The sequence below is a fragment of the Aequorivita marisscotiae genome (genome assembly GCF_029814825.1).
Classification (GTDB): domain Bacteria; phylum Bacteroidota; class Bacteroidia; order Flavobacteriales; family Flavobacteriaceae; genus Aequorivita; species Aequorivita marisscotiae.
Window position 1 is genome coordinate 1,777,164 of record NZ_CP122379.1, and the last position, 21,241, is coordinate 1,798,404.

A 21,241-nucleotide genomic window follows, 5' to 3' on the forward strand; every position below is an offset into this window, starting at 1 on the left:
TTCAAAATTGAAAGTGGTGCAATTACACCGTTTCGGTTAAAAATTGTAAATTTGCACCCATTATAAAATCTCTATGACAGACAGGCTTCAAATAATAAAACAACGTTTTGACGAGGTGAGCGACCTCATTATTCAACCAGATATTATTAGCGACCAAAAACGCTATATTCAGTTGAACAAAGAATACAAAGATCTACGAGTTTTGATGGATAAACGATCGGAATACTTAGAACTTACAGCTAATATTTCTGAAGCCGAAGAAATAATTGCAGATGGTACCGATGCCGAAATGGTAGAAATGGCCAAACTGCAATTAGATGAAGCTAATACCCGTTTGCCTAAACTGGACGAAGAAATAAAATTTCTTTTAGTACCAAAAGATCCGGAAGACAGCAAAAATGCGGTAATGGAAATTAGAGCCGGAACCGGCGGCGACGAAGCCAGTATCTTTGCAGGAGACCTGTTAAGAATGTATACCAAATATTGTGAAAGCAAAGGTTATAAAACCAATATTATAGACTTTAACGAAGGAACTAGTGGTGGCTTTAAGGAAGTTCAGATTGAAATAGAAGGCGAAGATGTTTATGGTACCCTAAAATTTGAAGCTGGCGTTCACCGTGTACAGCGGGTTCCGCAGACCGAAACCCAGGGTAGGGTTCATACGAGTGCAGCCACTGTAATGGTTTTTCCCGAAGCAGAAGAATTTGATATTGAAATAAACCCAAAAGATGTGCGTGTAGATTTCTTTTGTTCCTCGGGACCGGGCGGACAATCAGTAAACACAACCTATTCTGCCGTACGATTAACCCACGTTCCAACTGGAATTGTGGCACAGTGCCAAGATCAAAAATCGCAACATAAAAATAAGGAGAAAGCGTTTAGGGTACTTCGCTCCAGATTATACGATATGGAACTGGCCAAAAAGCAAGCTGAAGATGCATTAAAACGCGGTTCAATGGTTACCAGTGGAGACCGTAGTGCAAAAATTAGGACCTACAATTATTCACAAGGTCGTGTTACCGATCATCGAATAAACCTTACGTTGTACAACCTCGGAAATATTATGAATGGTGATATTCAAGAAATAATTGATGAGCTTCAACTGGTAAGTAATACTGAAAAATTAAAAGAAACTGGCGAAACTTTTTAAGGTTTTGATATTCTGAAATACAGAAAGATGACTACAGATAAATTAATTTCAGAAATTAGAAAAAAGAATTCTTTTCTTTGTGTTGGGTTGGATGTAGATCTTGATAAAATTCCGAATTTTCTTTTAGAGGAAGAAGATCCCATTTTTTCGTTCAATAAAGCTATAATAGATGCCACGCACAATTACACCGTTGCATTCAAGCCCAATACCGCGTTTTACGAAGCCTATGGAATTAAAGGCTGGAAGTCTTTAGAAAAAACCATAAACTACTTAAACCAAACGTATCCTGAAATTTTTACCATTGCCGATGCAAAACGCGGCGATATTGGCAATACATCTTCCCGTTATGCAAAAGCTTTCTTTGAAGATTTAGGTTTCGATTCGGTGACGGTAGCGCCCTATATGGGCAGGGATTCGGTAGAGCCTTTTCTGGAATTTAACAACAAACACACCATTTTACTAGCTCTTACGTCAAATGAAGGTGCTTATGATTTTCAGACTAAAAAAATTGAAGGCGAAACTGTTTATACTCAGGTTTTAAAAACTTCAAAAAACTGGAAAAACAGTGAAAATTTAATGTACGTTATTGGTGCCACTAAAGCAGAATATCTTGCTGAGGTTCGCAAAATTGTTCCAAATAGTTTTTTATTGGTTCCGGGAGTAGGGGCGCAGGGAGGGAGCTTAACGGAAGTCTGTAAGTACGGAATGACCCCTGATATTAGTTTGTTAGTAAATTCTTCCCGAGGAATAATTTACGCTTCAAACCAATTAAATTTTGCAGAAGCTGCTGCCGAAGAAGCGAAAAACATCCAGCTGCAAATGAAGTCTATTTTAGATGGAATTCGTTGATCAACTTAATAGAGCCATAAAACTTTCCAAAACGCCCGATCGCATAATTTCATTGGTGCCATCCCAAACCGAATTATTGGTAGATCTCGGTTTGCGCGAACGTATTGTAGGCATTACTAAATTCTGTGTACATCCCGAAGACTTAAAGAATGAAAAAGCGATAGTCGGTGGTACAAAACAGGTAAATTTTGATAAAATTAAGTTGTTGCAGCCCAATATTATTATCTGCAATAAGGAGGAAAATACCAAAGAAATGGTTTCGGAATTGGAAAAAATTGCACCCGTTTGGATAAGCGATATTGAATCCGTTTCAGATAGTTTGGACTTTATTGCGCGGATTGGTGAAGTGTTTAAAGTAGCTGCAATTGCGTCCGAAATTATTTCAAAAATTAATTGCGAACTAAAGAAACATCAAGAATTTGCAATCGATTTGGATACTAAAAAGGTACTTTATCTAATTTGGAAAGGACCGTATATGGCTGCTGGACGAGGAACATTTATAGATAGCCTTTTGCATATTAATAATTTTGAAAATGTATTCTCGCAAAACCAAGTTCGCTATCCTCAAGTGGAGCCTGCGGATTTTAGAAAGGCAGATTTAATTTTGCTTTCTACGGAACCCTATCCTTTTAAGAAAAAAGACGTGCAAGCTTTTAAAAACGAATTTGAAAAGGAAGTTAAATTGGTAGATGGAGAATATTTTAGTTGGTACGGTTCACGCTTAATACAGGCATTTAAATATTTTAAAACGCTGCATTAATTTTATTTGTCGGCGTGCATAATTGAAAGGTACTGTATTTCCTGTAAAAGTTTATCGGCTTGTTGATGCGCTTTTTCACTTTTTTCAGGATTTTTTACTGACAGCTCAAAAGAACGTTTCATTAGTGATCGGTAGCGTTCTTTTAATAATTCAATTCTAGTTTTTCTTCGAAATAGATTATACACAACGTCAAAATTTAATAAGCAAAGATAAGGCTGCTAATGATAAGTTTCTACTAATAAGAGGTTAAGGCTTTCATAAAGTATTGCTTTAAAAGGCATTAGACGGGAGCTAATCCTGCAATGCAAATACTTGTCTTAGTAGGGTCGTGGTTCTTGCAGCAATATTGTTGCGAATGTCTTTTTCCTCAATGCTAATCATTTTATAAACGCCATTTAAAGCTTCGTTTGTAACGTAATCCGTAAGATCTGGGTTAACCTTTGCAACAAAGGGTACAGCATTGTAACGGTTAATAATATTGGTCCAGATTTGATCTGCACCAACCTTTGAAAAAGAACGTTTTATTACTGGATTAAATTTTGCGTATAACGCAGTATTAGTACGCTGCTCTAAATAATTGGTAGCTGCATTGTCAGGACCTAATAAAATATTTTTTGCATCGGTAAATGTTATTTGTTTTACGGCAGTAACAAAAATGGGGGTTGCCTCCTTTACCGCATCTTCTGCGGCTCGGTTTAAAGCTTTTATGCCTTGGTCTGCCAAACTACCCAAACCTATATCTCTGAGTGTTTGATCAACTTTCTGTAATTCTGCAGGCAACATTATTTTCACCAATTTATTGGAATAAAAGCCGTTTTCTTTCGTGAGTTTTGAAACTTGCTTTTCAATTCCGAAATTTAAGGCTTGTCGTAAACCGCTGGCAATCATAGTAGGATCTGTGCCGGTTTGTGTTGGAAGGGTGTTAACCACTTGTTGCAATTCTGCACAAGATATTAAAGCGAAGAAGGAACAAAATAGAAATACTTTTTTAAAAACCATGAGTACAGCGTTAGGTGAGTTTCAAATATAAAAAAGCCCTTCAAAATTGAAGGGCTCTTTCTATAAAAATTTATAAAGATTCTTATTTAAGAACTTTAACTGTTTTTGTAGCATTACCGATAGTTACTTGAACCATGTAAGCTCCAGAAGCAAGACCGCTCATGTCAACTTTAGGAGAAATAACACCAGGTTGTTGAGTAAGAACTACTTTTCCTAATACATCGTAAATAGTTACATTGTCAACAGCAGTTTTAGTGCTAATGTTCAATACATCTTTTACTGGGTTAGGATACACACTGAAAGAACCAGCAGCGAAGTCTTCAACTCCAGCTGAAGCAGTTTTAAATAAAACATCGTCTAAGTAATACTGATTGTTTGCATCGATAGAGAAAAAGTCAACACCACCTAGGTTACCACCTGAAGTATAGAAATCTCCATTGTAGATTTCAGTACCATCGATAGACATAACAACAGTGTCAGTGTCTAAATCGATCATGTGTGTAAGTTGGAACCAGAAATTTTCTGGGTAAGTAAATGTAGATACAATGTTCGCAGGGTTTGCATCATCAACAACATAACCTGTACCAGGAGTAAGGTTGTCCATGTTAAAGTGAACGTTAAGACCCCAGATTCCTCCAGAAGCTCCTGTATCTTGATCTTCTTGGAAATTATAGTATCCTGTTTTTCCTCCAGGAACATACATATACCAAGTTAGCTCGTATTGACCAGAAGTTTGATTTCCTAATAACAACATAGCATCCTGAACACCATCATCACCGATGTAACCTGATTGTGAACCAGAATATGCTTGGTCTGTAGTAATTACTAAATCTTCTGGGCCAGCAGCGCCGCTCCAGTTAGACCAATGGTCTTCATGAACAGGACCGGTTGAGTAACCTTCCATGTCATCATTGATTATTTGGGCGTTCGCACTAAATGTAAAAGCTCCTATTGCAAAAGCTAATAAGTAAATTTTTTTCATAATGTTAAGTTTTTAAATTGTTTAATATTGATGCTGCAATATACAAAATTATTAAAATAACCCAATAGATTTTTGTTTTTTTTGTGATATCAATAGCGTTCTTAAGTATTATGTTCGTTAAGATTTAACTAAATTTGCAATTCATAAAATTATATAAAATACAATGGAGAAGGTAAATCCCTATAAACCAAAATATAAAGTGCGAATTGTAACGGCAGCTTCGCTATTTGATGGCCATGATGCAGCCATCAATATTATGCGCAGAATTATTCAATCTACAGGAGTGGAAGTTATTCACTTAGGCCATGATAGGAGCGTGGAAGAGGTTGTTAACACGGCTATCCAAGAAGATGCAAACGCAATTGCCATGACTTCCTATCAAGGTGGGCATAACGAGTACTTTAAGTATATGTATGATTTATTGCAGGAAAAGGGTGCTGGCCATATAAAAATTTTTGGCGGCGGCGGCGGCGTTATCCTGCCTTCAGAAATTAAGGAGTTAATGGATTATGGTATCACCAGAATTTACGCTCCTGATGATGGTCGGGAATTAGGCCTTCAAGGAATGATTAATAATCTGGTAGAATTGGCTGATTTTCCCATAGGTGATGCATTAAACGGAAAAGTTGAAAAGTTAGCCAACAAAGACGTTGGGGCAATAGCTCGAATTATTTCAGCAGCCGAAAATTTTCCGGAAGTTGCGAAGGCTGCGCTCGATAAAATTCATTTAAAAAATAAAAAGAGCGCTACCCCGGTTTTAGGAATAACCGGCACAGGAGGCGCTGGAAAATCTTCGTTGGTAGATGAATTGGTCCGTAGATTTTTAATAGACTTTCCAGAGAAAACCATTGGTATTGTTTCCGTAGATCCTTCCAAAAGAAAAACTGGCGGTGCTTTGCTGGGAGACCGAATTAGAATGAACGCTATTAATTCGCCACGGGTATATATGCGCAGTTTGGCAACACGGCAGAGCAATTTGGCACTTTCAAAATATGTTTCGGAAGCCATCCAAATTTTAAAGGCTGCGGAATACGATTTAATAATCCTCGAAACATCCGGAATTGGGCAAAGCGATACCGAAATTATTGAACACAGCGATGTTTCACTTTACGTAATGACCCCCGAATTTGGTGCCGCCACCCAACTGGAAAAAATTGACATGCTCGATTTTGCAGATTTGGTAGCGATTAATAAATTTGATAAACGCGGTTCGTTGGATGCATTGCGCGACGTAAAAAAACAATATGTTCGCAACCATCTGTTGTGGGATACTCCGCAAGACGAGCTTCCGGTTTACGGCACCATTGCTTCGCAGTTTAACGATCCGGGAATGAATAAACTTTATAAGGCAATTATGAAGGAAATTGCTGAAAAAACCAAAGCCGCGTTACACAGCGATTTTCATGTTTCGGAAGAAATGGAAGAAAAGGTTTTTGTTATTCCACCTGCGCGTACACGCTATCTTTCTGAAATATCCGAAAACAATAGAAGCTATGATAAAAGAGCTGAAGAACAAGCAGAAGTAGCCCAAAAACTCTATGGAATTTATAAAACCATTGAAAGTATTTCTGCAAAACAGCCACAACTCGATAAAGCGGGTATTGCTTCAGAATCGTTTGAGAATTCAGAAAAAAACAAAGATCTATTAAAATTGTTATTAGCTGAATTTGACCGTGAAAAATTAAATTTAGATCCCTATAACTGGGAAGTTATTACCGGATGGGAAGAAAAGGTTAATAAATATAAAAATCCTGTATATAGCTTTAAAGTGCGAGGGAAAGAGATTAATATTAAAACCCATACCGAATCGCTCTCCCATACACAAATTCCGAAAGTTGCTTTGCCGAAATACCAAGCGTGGGGCGACATTTTAAAATGGGTGCTTCAGGAAAATGTACCGGGAGAATTTCCTTTTACCGCGGGACTGTATCCTTTTAAAAGAACGGGTGAGGATCCTGCAAGAATGTTTGCCGGTGAAGGAGGGCCAGAACGCACCAATCGTCGTTTTCATTATGTAAGTATGGGCTTGCCTGCAAAAAGACTTTCCACAGCTTTTGATAGCGTGACACTTTACGGGAACGATCCAGATTTAAGACCCGATATCTATGGAAAAATTGGAAATGCCGGGGTGTCAATTTGTTGTTTGGACGATGCCAAAAAACTGTATTCAGGTTTCGATTTAAGCCATCCGATGACCTCGGTAAGTATGACGATTAACGGGCCTGCACCCATGTTGTTGGGTTTTTTTATGAATGCCGCGATCGATCAAAATTGCGAAAAGTATATTCAAGAAAATAATTTGGAAGATGAAGTTGAAAAGAAAATAAATGCCATTTACAAGCAAAAAGGTATTGAACGTCCTAAATATCACGGAAAACTTCCAGAGAGTAATAACGGTTTAGGGCTAATGCTTCTCGGAGTAACTGGCGATCAAGTTTTGGATTTAGACGTTTACGATAAAATAAAATACGAAACCTTACAACAGGTACGTGGCACCGTACAGGCAGATATTTTAAAAGAAGATCAAGCACAAAACACCTGTATTTTTTCAACTGAATTTGCACTTCGGTTAATGGGCGATGTACAGGAATATTTTATTGAGAAAAAAGTTAGAAACTTCTACTCGGTATCAATTAGTGGGTACCATATTGCCGAAGCTGGTGCAAATCCGATTACCCAGCTGGCTTTTACACTTGCAAATGGTTTCACTTACGTGGAATACTATTTGAGTCGCGGAATGGATATAAACGAGTTTGGTCCAAATCTGTCGTTTTTCTTTAGCAACGGAATAGATCCCGAATATGCGGTTATAGGGCGTGTTGCCAGAAAAATTTGGTCTAAAGCAATGAAGGAAAAATACGGCGCAAATTCTAGGGCGCAAATGTTAAAATACCACATCCAAACCTCTGGCCGTTCCTTACACGCACAGGAAATAGACTTTAACGACATTCGTACCACCTTACAGGCTCTGTACGCTATTTACGATAATTGCAATTCATTGCACACTAACGCGTACGATGAGGCAATAACCACCCCTACCGAAGAAAGCGTACGCCGCGCCATGGCGATTCAGTTAATTATTAATAAAGAATTGGGATTGGCCAAAAATGAAAACCCAATTCAAGGTGCTTTTATTATTGAAGAGTTAACAGATTTAGTTGAAGAAGCCGTTTTAAAGGAATTTGATAGTATTACCGAACGCGGGGGTGTTTTGGGAGCCATGGAAACCATGTACCAACGCAGCAAAATTCAAGAGGAAAGTTTGTATTACGAAACATTAAAACACAATGGCGATTTTCCAATTATTGGGGTTAATACTTTTTTAAGCAGTAAAGGATCGCCTACCGTTCTTCCAGCGGAAGTAATTCGTGCCACCGAAGATGAAAAGCAGGTACAGATTGAAACCTTGAAAAGCCTTCATAAAATGTATCAGGATCAATCGGTTGATGTTCTAGAAAAAGTAAAGACGGCAGCTATCCATAATGAAAATATGTTTGAGCAATTAATGGACGCTACCAAAGTATGCTCATTGGGGCAGATAACCGAAAGTCTTTTTGAAGTAGGAGGGCAATATAGGCGAAATATGTAAAGAAATTTCATAAACACGACAAAAATACGTATATTTGTGTCAAATGTCGTGAATATGAAAAATCAGCAAAATTCGTCCGATGTAATTTTAGTGAAAGAGCCTGAGGTTTTCTATTTACTCGATAATCCTTTTGATAGAATAGTTAGCGTTTTAGGAGGTATTGGGCAAGTAGGGCAGGCCGTTAACAGCGATATAGATCTTATCATCATAACTCGAAAAGGTTTACCCAAAAGTGTTGTGTACTCTATTTGTGAAGTATTGGGCATATCCATGGATAGATTGAGCGATTTGCTACATATTTCGCATCGTACCTTACAACGGAAAAGTGATACCGATCTTCTTGGGGTTTCAGCATCTGAACAGCTTTTTGAGATTGCTAAATTAGTTTCGGAGGGTATACGTGTTTTTGAAACACTCGAAGATTTTAGAAATTGGTTACATTCCAAACCTTATATATTTAAGGGTCAGCAACCCTTAGATTTTTTAGATACACGGTTTGGAATTCAATATGTGAAAAATGTGCTTGGTCGCATTGCCCACGGAATCCCTTCTTAATCGTGCGAATATACCGAATCACCAAAACCGAATATATAGACGATTTTTCCGGTGAAGGAGCCAGATTGTATGGCGGTAGATGGAATTTGGTGGGTGACCCGGTAATCTATTTCTCGCAAAACCTCTCCCTGAGTTTGCTAGAGATTATTGTTCATGTAGAATTTGCCAAATTGCCTATGGGCTATTCTTTTATTGAAGCAGAAATTCCAGATGAATTTATAAAACCTATTAAGTCTTTAGATTTTATTAAACCAAAATGGAGTTCCGAAGGAGCAGAAAAACAAGTGCAAATGTTGGGTTCCACTTGGCTAAAACGTCAGGAAAGTTTGGCATTGCGTGTGCCCTCCGCTATTTTGGGGCTGGAGCACAATATTCTAATAAATCCAACCCATAAAGACATTGAAAGCATTAAGATTATAAAAAAGCAGTCGTTGGATTTTGATCCGCGCTTAATTAGATAAATGCGTGGTAATTAGTCATCTTCTTAAAAATCTAAATAGTCAAGGGGATAAAAAGAAATGTCGTCATACGGGTCTTCATCATTATAATTTATGACTAACAGATTAAAAAAATACCGAAGTAAATCAACGCTACAGAGTTAATCTCCAGGTATGTTGAAGTTTTCTGAATTTTTTCAGCTCTTTTCGAAGTAATGGTAAAAAATCCTTCCCGTTGCTATTTACTCTCTCCAAACGTTCGCAATTTTTATAGAGCAAGTTTGATAAACGCATTACGGAAGCCGCATATTTGTGTTTTTCCTCAGAAAATGGCTGGCTTTCGGCTTTCAAAATTTCTGGTCCGAGCGAAACGGACTGTTGCACAATATCGCCGGTAAAATATATGTTGGGATCTTCTGCGCCATTTTTGTGAAGATGCGCTAAATCGTGACTGAGATATGATGAAATATTTCTTGCCAATGAGAATATATCTAACGCTTTGGCATAAACAGCCGATTCTGAATTTTTACCAAATGAAGGATAAGACATTTTTTATTTTTCTTTTTAAAGCGAATCAAATTTAAGAACTATGTAGCGCATTATATAATCGATATTAAGGTAAAAGCGTATATTTGGTTTAATAATTAAATATTATTTTAAAAATAGTTTAAAATGAGCATTGATGTTTTAAATTGGAAAATTTTGAATTGTTTGCAAAAAAATGCACGCCAGCCCAACACCGAAATTGGTAGGCAAGTGGGAATTAGTTCGCCCGCAGTTTCTGAACGAATTAGAAAAATGGAAGACTCCGGAATTATTACGGGCTATTTTACTGTGGTTTCGCCTTTTGAAGCCGGATATCAGTTTAAAGCAATTATTACACTCCGAGCATTTATGGGAAAACTGAAACCTTTTCTGGAAATTGTAAAAACCTATGACGAAGTATTAAATTGTTACCGGATTACCGGAAATGAAAATATTGTGATGGAAGTAGTTTTAAAAAATCAAAAACATTTAGAGTCGTTTATAGATCAACTTATTATCTATGGCGAAACAAAAACGCAAATTGTTCTCTCTCACGTGGTTAAAAACAACAACATAAAAATGCTTAAATAATCTGTTTGTTAAATTCAAAACAATTAGATTCATTTTAAGAGATTACTGTTTTTAAAAGGAATATTTTAGTTGAAAATTAAACTACAAATTGCAATGAAAAAATATACCTTTTCTTTTTTAATAGCAACTATTACAACAGCGCTTCTAGGATTTACAGGTTTGGAATTTCCAGGAGATAAAATTGTGCGCATACTGTGTTTGTTCGCTAGTATTGGGTTAATGATTTCATGTTTAGATGCAGTAATTATTTCGCGTAGGCAAAAGCGTTCTAAAAATTAAGCTACGTTTTAAATTGAAATTATACTTTACCAACTTCCGATTTTTTTAACCTAAAGTAGAGCCAAATCGTCAATAAGGCGATAATAAGCAGAAAACCTGAAAAGACCGTCCATGTGTTAAAGTACCCAACGCTATTAACTAGGTTCATCCCCCCGTTATGACCTATTAAATGGGCGAAACTAAAACTCATACTGTACAAACCCATATAGCTGCCTTTTCGGCCTTTTGGTGCCATTTCTAACGCGAGGGCATTGGAAAATGGAAATCCAATCATTTCTCCAAACGTCATCAACAACATGGCTACTACCAAAATGCCGCTCCAGCTAGTTAAATTTAAAACCAAAAAGCTTAGTCCTAAACATAAAATCCCCCAAAAGGTAGCCATGGTTTTTGAAATTTGTTTTCTGTCTAGCCACGAAATCAGGGGCATTTCAAATACTACAATGGTAGCACCATTTATAAATAATAACCAGCCAATAACATCTTCAGACAGAAAATGAACCTGCTCATAATATATGGGCATTACTGAAAAATATTGAACAAATGCCAGACTATTGGCAATCATAATTACAAAAAACAAAATAAAAAGCTTGTTTAGATAGGGCGGAACGCCTTCTTTTACAAGAGTAGTTTTTTCTGTGATTGTATTTTTTTGTTTTTTTGGTTGTAAAAGAACAAACACTCCAAGAGCAGCCATCATACACGAAAGCCCATCTATCCAAAAAAGCGATGTATAATTAAGATTTGCTATTATAAGACCGCCAACCAAGGGCCCAATGGAAAATCCAAGATTTATCGCCAACCTTATCAAGGCAATACATCTGGTAATATTTCCCGGTTTACTGTAGGTGTCTGCGGCAACAAATATTGCAGGCCGGCCTGCATCGGTCATTAGGGTTAAAATAAATATGCCGATACAAAAACCATAAAAGGTATTTATAAATTGTAATAATACAAACCCTATGCCTCCTAGAAACAGGCTCATAAGGATTACTTTGTAAAAGCCAATGGTGTCAGTTAATTTTCCTCCAATATACGTACCCGCTAAGGAACCAAGTCCGAAACAAGACATAATCCAACCCACCTGTGGCAACGTAAAACCTTCAACATTTACAAGGTATAACGATAAAAATGGGATTACCATTGCGCCCGCACGATTAATAAAAGTAACCAATGATAATAGCCAGATTTCGCGCGATAGGCCGCGAAAATTTGCTACATAACTATTATACATCTTTTTCATACGTGGTTCTATAAAACTAAAACGTCCCGGGAATGGCCGGGACGTTTTTATATTGAAAAATTTTATCTTTACTTAAGATCAATACATACATCGCCGGTATTTCTTTCTAGAAATGACCTGGTAGGTGCGGCAAGTATATGCAGAATGGTTCATATGTTTTTAAATATGAATCAAATGTAGTGAAAAATAATATTTCATAACAAAAAGGAAGCACTAATTGTCTTTTTTATATTTTTACTAAAAACTACAGATGAAGGGATTTCAAATATTTTGCTGTTTCATTTTAATAAGCGTTTCAATTTCAGCGCAAAACAACAGTGCGATTTCAGAAAGTAAAGCGGAACAATTAAAGTTAAATGAGGAATTTAGCAATCCCGAAACCACTATTTTGGAGCCCGAGGATTTTGAGAAATTTGCAGGATTGGAGTTTTATCCCATTGAAGAAAAGTTTATCGTTACGGCCAAATTTGTTCGCACACCAAATGAAAAACCATTCTTAATGCCAACTACTACTTCCCGTACGCCGGAATACGTAAAATACGGCGAAGCACATTTTAATATAGACGGAAAGGATTTTGTTTTAAACCTTTTTAAAAATGTATTGCCTTATGATGAACCTGGATACGAAGATTATCTTTTTCTTCCGTTTACCGATTTAACCAGTGGTAACGGATCTTACGGCGGGGGCAGATATGTTGATCTCCGAATTCCCGAAGGAGATACAATTGTTATAGATTTTAATAAAGCGTATAATCCGTATTGTGCGTACAGCGCGCGTTATTCGTGCCCGATTCCGCCAAAGGAAAATGATTTATTAATAAGAATTGAAGCGGGTGTAAAGGATTTTGGAAAACATTAAAAAAACTTTGCCACCCACATTCCCAAAAAAACCATTGCAAAACCAACTACAAAGCTTGCCATAGTATAAAGCGCAAACGAAATAAAATCGCCTGCTTTTAAAAATAGATGGTTTTCATAAGCAAAGGTTGAAAATGTTGTGAATCCACCACAGAAACCTGTAGCCAAAAACAGAACGGTATTCTGTGATAGCGTTTCGTTTTTTAATGCAACCCCTAATATTATTCCAATTAATAAACTTCCTAAAATATTGGCTGCTAACGTCCCGTATGGTATGCCGGTTTCATAGCTGTTTAAATATTTGGCTAGCCCGTATCGCAATGTGCTTCCCAAACCACCACCAATAAAAACCAAAGCGAGCTGTTTCATTTACAATCCTAATTCTATGGGTTGGGCAGAAGAAATTATTGGGATGTATATTTCGGTCACCCAATTGGCGGGATTAGGCACTTCTTCGGGATCGGTAACATAAACTTCAAACATTTTTCGGGTGGTGTCTATTTCATGTCCGTTTTCAGTAATGTACTGTCTTCCTTTTAAATAAGCTTCTGAAAGATGTTCATAATTTCCTTTTAACGAAATCTTTATTGTTGTAACAGGATCCATAAAGCCGCATACTACGGGACTGCCTTCGGGAGTAATAACTTGTTCCTTCACCGGAATACCCGCCGAAAAAATTACGGTATTGTTAGCGTTGTCTATTTCGTTGTAGATTGTAAAAGGATTCCCGGCCATGTTTAAATTGTGCTGCTTTACAAATTTGAGTACTTCGTTCATTAACGGAGTCATTTTTTCGTTTACAGCATCTTGTTTGGCAACAGTTGTGGTGTACATATAATATCCGCCACCATATTGGGTTACGCCATCTACGTTTATGGAATACTGTTTTATATCTTCGGCTACTTCTTTTGCAATTGCATCAAGACCGGTTTTATTCATTTCGTGCATTGCTGTTTCAAAATCGAAACCGCTTAGCGCGTAATATACTTTATCTATTAAGGGGTGTTCGCCTTTCATTCCCCAGGTAACTTTTGTACCTTCTTCCACTTCTTCAAATGTCCAATACACTTTATTTTTGCGTTCGCCTGCCGGAGTTTGCAATGTTAAATCCTGAGCTATTTCTTTATTGGGAATTACCTTGGTGGTAGTCATGGAGCCGCTCATATCACCTTCCCAAGAATAGGAAGCGCCTTCGCCAGAAGTTTTTTCGGCATAGGTAAAGGTAATGGTGGGATCTTCCTTTTTCCATGGCCCCCATTCTTCCCAACTCTTATAATCGTTTACCTTGTTAAAAACCACCTCGGGTGGCGCGGCAATTACTTCAGAATCCTGAATATTAAAAGTTCCGTCTTGCGTGCCAAAATAAATTGCGCTTCCGATAATTACTATAAGAAGTAGAAAAAATAAATACTTTAAAATTTTCATTAGGTAGGGTGTTGATTGGTGTTGCTAAGATAGTGAAATTTCGTAGACGCATTTTAAAATGCGCAGGTTCCATTTTCTATGTTTTCATCTTTATAATATTGCGATAAATATTTTAGTACATTTGCGAGAACCTAAAAATTTTATAATATGAAGAAGACCCTTTTTATTGCAATGGCAATAAGCGGTTTATTGTTTTTTTCTTGTAAAGAAAACAAGACAGAGAACAATATAGCCCAAACTGAAAATGTAGCGAATACAGAGTTTGATTACAATGTTGAGTCGTTCGGCGATGTAAAAATACTGCGTTACCAAATTCCTGGTTGGGAGCAACTTAGTTTAAAGGAGCAAAAACTGGTATACTATCTCACCAAAGCTGGTCTGGAAGGAAGAGATATAATGTGGGATCAAAACTACCGCCACAATCTTACCATTAGAAAAGCACTTGAAAATATTTACACGAATTATAAGGGCGATAAAAACACGGAAGATTGGAAAAACTTTGAAACTTATTTAAAGCGTGTTTGGTTCAGTAATGGTATTCATCACCATTATAGCAATGCCAAACTTATACCTGAATTTTCTTCAGATTATTTAAAACAGCTTTTAACCGATACTAATACGAAATTAGAAGGCGAAGCTTTTGACGTAATTTTTAACGATAAGGATTCAAAAAAAGTGAATCAGGCCAAAGGTGTTGATAACGTTGCAGAAAGTGCTGTAAACTTTTATGGACCCAATGTTACCAATAAAGATGTGGAAAATTTTTACGGCAATAAAAAATCTCCCAATCCTAAAAAACCATTGTCTTTTGGTTTAAATTCTAAATTGGTAAAAGAAAATGGCGAACTAAAGGAACTAGTTTATAAATCTGGTGGACTTTACGGCGCAGCGATAGATAAAATTATTGGATGGTTAGAAAAAGCACAGGGAGTTGCAGAAAACCAAGCCCAAGGCGATGCAATTGGCTTGTTAATTAAATACTACAAAACTGGCGACCTACAAACTTGGGACGATTATAACGTAGCGTGGACCGCCGCAACTGAAGGAAATATAGATTACATTAACAGCTTTATTGAAGTGTATAACGATCCGTTAGGCTACAAGGGCTCCTACGAGACTATTGTACAACTGAAAGATTTTGACATGTCTGAAAAAATGGCAGTACTTTCTGAAAACGCTCAATGGTTTGAAGATAATTCACCATTGATGGAAGAACATAAAAAAGACAGTGTGGTGGGGGTAACTTATAAAGTTGTAAATGTTGCCGGAGAAGCGGGTGATGCATCGCCAAGCACGCCAATTGGTGTTAACTTGCCAAATGCAAACTGGATTCGCGCTGCGGTGGGCAGTAAATCTGTTTCCTTAGGAAATATTATCGAAGCCTATAACAACGCAGGAAGTTCAGGTAGATTAAAAGAGTTTGTAAACGATGCTGAAGAACTTAAATTGGAAGAAAAATACGGGCAACAAGCCGATAAACTTCACACAGCACTGCACGAAGTTATTGGTCATGCTTCGGGCCAATTAAATCCTGGGGTTGGCGAAACCAAAGAAACTCTTAAAAACTATGCTTCTACTTTAGAAGAAGGTCGCGCAGATTTGGTGGGGCTTTACTATTTATACAGTCCTAAACTCCAGGAATTGGGATTGGTAGACGATTGGAAAAAAATTGGAATGGCCGCTTATGACGGTTACATCCGCAATGGGCTAATGACGCAATTAATTAGGCTTAATTTGGGCGATGATGTAGAAGAAGCTCACATGCGAAACCGCCAATGGGTTTCTGCTTGGGTTTATGAAAAAGGAAAGGCAGACAATGTAATAGAAAAAATTACCCGGGACGGAAAAACCTATTTCAATATTAACGATTACGATAAACTTCACGAATTGTTTGGCGAATTGCTTCGCGAAACACAACGTATAAAAAGCGAAGGCGATTATAATGCAGTACAACATTTAGTTGAAACCTACGGCGTTAAAGTAGATCAGGCTATTCACAAAGAAATTTTGGAGCGCAATAAGCAATTTACATCGGCACCGTATAGTGGTTTTGTAAACCCGCTAATTGTTCCAAAAATGGACGATAATGGCGAAATTGAAAGTTTCACCATAGAGCAACCAAAGTCTTTTGACGAACAGATGCTTTATTACTCTAAAAATTATAGCAATTTGCCAGCAGTAAATTAAATGCTGAATTACATAAAATTTAAAAGCCTTCAAAATTTTGTTTTGAAGGCTTTTTTAGTTGAACATTAATTTGGCTAGTTAATCTATTTTTATTCAAAGTTGTTTAACGAAATTTCAGCTACTAATACAAAGGCGAAATATTATTTTAAACGTGCTTGAAACTCACCGATTACATCGGAGTAGCTTCTTAAAACTCGATCCCATTCCTTGTAAAGTTCGTCGCTTTTTACGCTTGTAAGCGGTAAGCCAGAAGCTTCGCTCACTAATTTTATTTTAAAAACCAAGGGATTGGTAGATGTTTCCTTAATTATTATACGTGTGCGAATGGTGTTTTGCATAAAGGTTTTTAAAGACCAAGCGGTACGTAGATAACCAGTGTCTTTATCGGTCATTTCAATTACGTCAATGTATGATAATACAATTTGGTTCATGAGTTTCCAAGCTTGATCTTTATCCATGGTATTCACGACCATTTCAATATCTACATTGGCAATATCGGTTTGTATAGAAGCGTCGTAGGCGTCGTCGCGTTTCATTTCAATAAAATAAGTTTTAGGCGGTTTGGTCATGCCTTTTTTATTACAGAACTCAATTCGTTCTGTTAAAAAGCCAATTTTTTTAGCAATTACTGTAACGCAATCATCTTTGGGAACCGTAATAACTGTACTTCCTTTGCCTATTAGTTTTCCGTTTAAAAAGATCTCGGCATCGCTTTCTGAAGAGCCTACTTCTACCTTTTTCTTTCCAGCTGCTGCGTCGTCTGGAATTGCCGAATTTATAGGCGAACCAATCATAACCGTGCTGAATGCAATTGCAAATAAGAGTATAAAGTTTTTCATAATTTGAGTGTTAATTTAATTAGTACGTTAAAAGTAATTGTTTAAATTTTTAATTGAAATACCTAATAGAGGGTATATTTATAGGAAGCCGAAACCGAATCCAATATTAAAAATTACTGTACCCGATGAACCCATTCCCGGAATATTTGGGATATCTTCTTGTGCTTTCGCGTTAGAATCGCTACTGACCACTGTAACGGTTTCCGGTATTTTTCCGAAGCCGTAGCCTAATTCAACTCTAAAATAAAACACTCTGCCTAATTTGGCACCTACCTTAAAATTTATGGTGCTAAAATCAATTTTTGCTTTTCCAGGCCCATATGAGCCATCGTCAAAATCTACATCTTCAAAAGTTCCCGTGCTTTTAAAAGACAGGTAGGAAAGTGAACCATAAAGTCCCTTGCCTGTTTCGTTTAAGTAAACATTTGTACCAATTTCAAAGTTATTGTACTTAATGCTTACATCGTCCACGGTTTTTGAAAGGCTTATAAAATCCAGTGACGCCGCAACACGTTCATCCAGCAATGGAGTAACATATTCGGCATTTAGGGTAATTAAACTTGGGATGCCTAATTTTGTTCCAATTCGTAAAGGTTTAATACTTTCCGATCTTTCGACGGTTTGGGTAACCGCTCCATTTTGAGCCGTCCCTATTACTACGGATAAAAGAAAAATACTGCTTAGTAAAAATTTCATAATTATTTTATTTAGTTAGTTATACCCAAAACTATACGGAGTAAAGCCAAAAAAAAATACCTGTTTAAGGGTATTTTCAACTTTGCCATTAGTGTGCAAGAGGTATAACGCAATAGGGTTTGGCCTAAAAGTCGTATTTCTGTTCCAAAGCGTAGCGCAATAGTTCGCCTTTACCGGAAAGGCCTAGTTTGTGCATCATGTTTTTTCGGTGCTTCTCTACCGTAGAAACAGCTGTGAAGCGCAAATTTGCAATCTGACTGCTTGTTTTTCCTTGCCCGATATAGCGTAAAATTTCACGTTCGCTTTTAGACAAAATGGGTTTTTGTGAAGTGGTTTCGGCGGTTTCATTTAGAAAGGAAGGATCAATTCCGCGGTCAAAAAACGTATTGCCAGCAGCTACTGTTTTTATTGCGTTCAATACTTCTTCTAAGGGCGAGTTTTTTAGTAAATATCCCGAAGCACCTGCGGCAATCATTTGCGAAACAGCATCGTGTTGGCTAAACATTGTAAAAGCCACAATCTTAATTTGGGGAAATTCGTTTTTGATGATTTTGGTAGCGGCAATGCCGTCTATTTTTGGCATTTTAATATCGGTTAAAACTACTTTTGGTTGCTTTTTACGTACAATTTCCAGCAGGGCTTCGCCATCGTTGGCCATTCCAACAATAGAAATGCCCTCTTCATATTTCAGTAATAAATTTATACCGTCCACCAGACTTTGGTGGTCTTCGGCTATTGCTACAGTTATCATATTGGTATATCTATTAATACGGTTGTGCCTCTTCCTATTGTTGAATCTACTTCCATACTACCTTCTAAATGCTCCACCCGACGTTCTATATTGGCAAGACCCATGCCGTCTTTTTCGTGAATTTGCTTCGGATTAAATCCACGGCCATTATCCTCTACAATTATGTTGAGTGAATCTGTATGTTGCGTAATAGATATGCTGGCTTCGGAAGCTTTTGAGTGTTTAATGATGTTAGTTACAAGTTCTTGAATTATTCTAAAAACTGCAATTTCCATTGAATTTTCGAGCCTTTCATCTAGTCCAAAATCTTGTACATCAATTGTTAAATTATTGGTTCCCGAAGCATTCTTTGCTAGTTTAGTTACAGCAGGCAACAAGCCGTTTTTGGCTATCACACCACTGTTTTTTAAATGTGCCATAGCTCGGATTTCGCTGTAAGCATCCTCTAAAAGTACACTTGTTTTTTCAAAAATTTCGGCTTCGTTTGGCAGTTTTCCTTTATTGTTTTTCAAATGGTTAAATTGCAATTTTGCTGCTGCGAGAGTTGCGCCAACGCTGTCGTGTAAATCGCTTGCCACGCGTTCACGTTCCTTTTCCTGACCCGCTATCATTGCATCTATGGTAGTGAGTTCTTGCTCCTTTAGCATTTTCTCGGTTTTTTGAATTTCTATTTCGCGCTGTTGCTCGGCGATATACTGCTTGCGTTTGGCATTTTTAAAAATTAAATATGAAATAACACTGAGTACAACCATCAAAATTGAAGCCCCAATCCATAGGTTGCGCTGTTGTATTTTCTGTTGTTTCAAATTAGATTTTAATGTATCGTTGTCGTAGTTTTCAATTATGTTTGCAATGCTTTCTTGGTGTTCTTCTTCGCTTAAGCTATCGGAAAGTTTAATTACATTTTTTAGATTATAAAAACCTTCTTTAAAATAACCGAGTCCTGCGTTAACTTCGGCTAAATTTTCGGCTATCATGAGTTCATTAAAAACCTTATTTTTTGTAGTATTATACTCCAATGCTTTTTCCAGATTTAATCTTGCTTGCAGATAATTTTTTTTAGTAGCGTAGGCTTTTCCTAAATTATTGTAAACGTTTAGATAATGTTCGGCAGTACCAAAATTGGGATTCGTTTCAATAAGATTTAGTTTTTTATTGTAATAATAAATGGCAGAATCTGGATTGCTAATATTTGTTTGGTATAAGGCTCCAATATTGCCAAGAGTTCCCACCAATAAAATACTATCGCGAGGACCAAAAGTATTTGCTAAAACCTTTTTGTAATTATTTAGAGCTTCCGTATTATGGTCTCTAAACAAGTGGTAATTTCCTAAAAGATAGCTGTAAATTATGCTAAAACTTTGATTGTTGTATTTGTTGGCGGCCAGCTTAAGTTTTTCCAGATAATCAAGCCTGTAATGGTTGTCTTCCTTATAATCCCACGACTGCGAAAGTCCGCTTAAACTATTTAATATTGTTAAGGTGTCTTCGTTTTTGGTGGCTTGTATTAAGGCTTTTTGATGATAGACAAATGCGAGGGAATCGTTATCCAATATACGATTGTAATACGCATTTAAGTATAATAGTCTAGGTAAAAGGGTAGCTGGTAAACCTTGCTGGGCATCAATTTTTTTAAGGTAATACCCCATGGAATCTACGTTTCTATTCTTACTGAAATATACGAGCCGATAATAACTTTTTAAAGCCGGATCTTTCGTTTTTTCAATCTTGGCTTTAATTAACCGTTCTGGTGTAGTCTGGTCAAAATAATAAAATGTAGAATCTTCCTGCGACCAACCAGCAGAAATAAATATCATACAAATGCTAAAAATTATCGTGTTATACATACGCCAGAAGGTGTGCAGCCATTATCTAAAATGGGGTGTCCTGAAATTTCGGTACCTTTCTTTTTTACGCCTAGTTTACCGGGGTTTTTCCCGCTTGCGCAAACCTGATTGTTACTGTTTATATCTAAAAAAACGAATAATTTAGATCCAGCAGTCTTTTTGAGTCCGCTTAACCTAATTTTAAAAATGCTGTAATCCTGATCTAATTGGGAACCATTGGCTTCAAAATATATTTCGTTGCCACTTTGTTTTTTTATTGTTAAGTAATGATCTTTTGGCACAGGCATATACAAAATGGCAGTGCCATCTTCAGTATTGTAGCACGATTTATCTGTTAAAACAGCACAATTGGAGGTGCAAATATCATACTCGGTACCGGCTGCGGATACGTTGGTTATTGCAAATTCTACCGTTTTTTCCTTGCAGCTAGTAGTTGCCAAAAGAAAAAATAGAGTTGTAAAACAGAGCGTAATTGTCTTGATACCCATAATTGTTTTTTTTTTTTTGAATTAGTAATGATTTATACTTCAAAGATTCGCTAATCTTAGGGATAATAAAATCCTCTTTAGGGGGTATATTTGCTTAAAAACTACAAAATGGTAAAGCACTAATTTAATTAGAAGAATTAAGACAGGCAACTATTTGTTTGATATTCAAGGAGTAAAATTGGACTGTTCTT

Annotated in this window: 22 protein-coding genes; 10 read left to right on the plus strand and 12 right to left on the minus strand. The window is 36.9% G+C overall.

The genetic code is table 11. The features are described 5' to 3' along the window. The first annotated feature begins 73 nt into the window (after positions 1-73). The 3 genes from prfA to QCQ61_RS08155 are packed head-to-tail and all read left to right on the plus strand — an operon-like array spanning position 74 to position 2,759. Positions 74-1,150, plus strand: a complete 1,077-nt coding sequence (prfA, locus tag QCQ61_RS08145) for a peptide chain release factor 1 (RefSeq protein WP_279447137.1) — start codon at positions 74-76, stop codon at positions 1,148-1,150. Between the two features lie 27 nt (positions 1,151-1,177). Further along, on the plus strand, positions 1,178-1,999 hold the full coding sequence (gene pyrF / locus QCQ61_RS08150) for an orotidine-5'-phosphate decarboxylase (RefSeq protein ID WP_279447138.1): 822 nt from the start codon (positions 1,178-1,180) through the stop codon (positions 1,997-1,999). Further along, a complete protein-coding gene (locus QCQ61_RS08155) occupies positions 1,986-2,759 on the plus strand; it encodes an ABC transporter substrate-binding protein (protein ID WP_279447139.1) in 774 nt (257 codons plus the stop codon). Before pyrF ends, QCQ61_RS08155 begins: the two co-directional genes overlap by 14 nt. A 2-nt stretch (positions 2,760-2,761) precedes the next feature. On the opposite strand, the gene QCQ61_RS08160 is transcribed toward QCQ61_RS08155, so the two are convergent. The 3 genes from QCQ61_RS08160 to QCQ61_RS08170 form a co-directional block, all read right to left on the minus strand. After that, entirely contained in the window at positions 2,762-2,944 is a 183-nt protein-coding gene (locus QCQ61_RS08160) for a Lacal_2735 family protein (protein WP_279447140.1), read from the minus strand. A gap of 106 nt (positions 2,945-3,050) precedes the next feature. Further along, positions 3,051-3,758: a DUF4197 domain-containing protein gene (locus QCQ61_RS08165; RefSeq protein WP_279447141.1), complete on the minus strand. Its 708-nt coding sequence runs from the start codon at positions 3,756-3,758 to the stop codon at positions 3,051-3,053. A gap of 82 nt (positions 3,759-3,840) precedes the next feature. After that, on the minus strand, positions 3,841-4,740 hold the full coding sequence (locus QCQ61_RS08170) for a T9SS type A sorting domain-containing protein (RefSeq protein ID WP_279447142.1): 900 nt from the start codon (positions 4,738-4,740) through the stop codon (positions 3,841-3,843). 163 nt (positions 4,741-4,903) lie between these two features. Between QCQ61_RS08170 and QCQ61_RS08175 the strand changes: the two genes are divergently transcribed. Genes QCQ61_RS08175 through QCQ61_RS08185 form a run of 3 tightly spaced genes read left to right on the plus strand, consistent with a single transcriptional unit; the run spans position 4,904 to position 9,345 of the window. After that, positions 4,904-8,329, plus strand: a complete 3,426-nt coding sequence (locus tag QCQ61_RS08175) for a methylmalonyl-CoA mutase family protein (protein WP_279447143.1) — start codon at positions 4,904-4,906, stop codon at positions 8,327-8,329. 54 nt (positions 8,330-8,383) lie between these two features. Continuing rightward, positions 8,384-8,884: an Xre family toxin-antitoxin system antitoxin gene (locus tag QCQ61_RS08180; protein ID WP_279447144.1), complete on the plus strand. Its 501-nt coding sequence runs from the start codon at positions 8,384-8,386 to the stop codon at positions 8,882-8,884. 2 nt (positions 8,885-8,886) lie between these two features. Further along, positions 8,887-9,345: an RES family NAD+ phosphorylase gene (locus tag QCQ61_RS08185; protein ID WP_279447145.1), complete on the plus strand. Its 459-nt coding sequence runs from the start codon at positions 8,887-8,889 to the stop codon at positions 9,343-9,345. A 129-nt stretch (positions 9,346-9,474) separates the two neighbouring features. On the opposite strand, the gene QCQ61_RS08190 is transcribed toward QCQ61_RS08185, so the two are convergent. Then, a complete protein-coding gene (locus tag QCQ61_RS08190; protein WP_279447146.1) occupies positions 9,475-9,870 on the minus strand; it encodes a hypothetical protein in 396 nt (131 codons plus the stop codon). Positions 9,871-9,993: 123 nt separating this feature from the next. Here QCQ61_RS08190 and QCQ61_RS08195 point away from each other — a divergent pair, with 123 nt between their 5' ends. Together QCQ61_RS08195 and QCQ61_RS08200 are read left to right on the plus strand one after the other, a co-directional pair. Continuing rightward, a complete protein-coding gene (locus QCQ61_RS08195; RefSeq protein ID WP_279447147.1) occupies positions 9,994-10,437 on the plus strand; it encodes an Lrp/AsnC family transcriptional regulator in 444 nt (147 codons plus the stop codon). Between the two features lie 93 nt (positions 10,438-10,530). Then, the gene (locus QCQ61_RS08200) at positions 10,531-10,716 is read left to right on the plus strand and encodes a DUF1328 domain-containing protein (protein ID WP_279447148.1); all 186 of its coding nucleotides are present in this window, start codon (positions 10,531-10,533) and stop codon (positions 10,714-10,716) included. Between the two features lie 19 nt (positions 10,717-10,735). Here QCQ61_RS08200 and QCQ61_RS08205 read toward each other — a convergent pair whose 3' ends face one another. Further along, on the minus strand, positions 10,736-11,959 hold the full coding sequence (locus QCQ61_RS08205) for an MDR family MFS transporter (RefSeq protein ID WP_279447149.1): 1,224 nt from the start codon (positions 11,957-11,959) through the stop codon (positions 10,736-10,738). 250 nt (positions 11,960-12,209) lie between these two features. Here QCQ61_RS08205 and QCQ61_RS08210 point away from each other — a divergent pair, with 250 nt between their 5' ends. Next, the gene (locus tag QCQ61_RS08210) at positions 12,210-12,818 is read left to right on the plus strand and encodes a DUF1684 domain-containing protein (protein WP_279447150.1); all 609 of its coding nucleotides are present in this window, start codon (positions 12,210-12,212) and stop codon (positions 12,816-12,818) included. Here the strand turns inward: QCQ61_RS08210 and crcB are convergent. Both crcB and QCQ61_RS08220 read right to left on the minus strand, forming a co-directional pair. Further along, a complete protein-coding gene (gene crcB, locus QCQ61_RS08215; RefSeq protein WP_279447151.1) occupies positions 12,815-13,186 on the minus strand; it encodes a fluoride efflux transporter CrcB in 372 nt (123 codons plus the stop codon). The two genes, QCQ61_RS08210 and crcB, sit on opposite strands and share 4 nt — an antisense overlap. After that, positions 13,187-14,242, minus strand: coding sequence for an SRPBCC family protein (locus QCQ61_RS08220; RefSeq protein ID WP_279447152.1), 1,056 nt, complete (start codon positions 14,240-14,242; stop codon positions 13,187-13,189). It abuts the gene before it with no gap. 147 nt (positions 14,243-14,389) lie between these two features. Between QCQ61_RS08220 and QCQ61_RS08225 the strand changes: the two genes are divergently transcribed. Further along, entirely contained in the window at positions 14,390-16,429 is a 2,040-nt protein-coding gene (locus QCQ61_RS08225; RefSeq protein ID WP_279447153.1) for a dipeptidyl-peptidase 3 family protein, read from the plus strand. A gap of 140 nt (positions 16,430-16,569) precedes the next feature. On the opposite strand, the gene QCQ61_RS08230 is transcribed toward QCQ61_RS08225, so the two are convergent. From QCQ61_RS08230 to QCQ61_RS08250, 5 genes are all read right to left on the minus strand, one after another. Next, positions 16,570-17,268, minus strand: a complete 699-nt coding sequence (locus QCQ61_RS08230) for a hypothetical protein (protein ID WP_279447155.1) — start codon at positions 17,266-17,268, stop codon at positions 16,570-16,572. 78 nt (positions 17,269-17,346) lie between these two features. Beyond that, complete coding sequence (locus QCQ61_RS08235; RefSeq protein WP_279447156.1) at positions 17,347-17,964, minus strand: hypothetical protein; 618 nt, start codon at positions 17,962-17,964, stop codon at positions 17,347-17,349. Positions 17,965-18,088: 124 nt separating this feature from the next. Continuing rightward, complete coding sequence (locus QCQ61_RS08240) at positions 18,089-18,715, minus strand: response regulator (protein WP_279447157.1); 627 nt, start codon at positions 18,713-18,715, stop codon at positions 18,089-18,091. Continuing rightward, positions 18,712-20,532, minus strand: coding sequence for a tetratricopeptide repeat-containing sensor histidine kinase (locus QCQ61_RS08245; RefSeq protein ID WP_279447158.1), 1,821 nt, complete (start codon positions 20,530-20,532; stop codon positions 18,712-18,714). Before QCQ61_RS08245 ends, QCQ61_RS08240 begins: the two co-directional genes overlap by 4 nt. Before the next feature lie 14 nt (positions 20,533-20,546). Beyond that, positions 20,547-21,050 (minus strand): hypothetical protein, encoded by a 504-nt coding sequence (locus QCQ61_RS08250; protein WP_279447159.1) that lies wholly within the window; start codon positions 21,048-21,050, stop codon positions 20,547-20,549. Positions 21,051-21,241 lie beyond the last annotated feature (191 nt).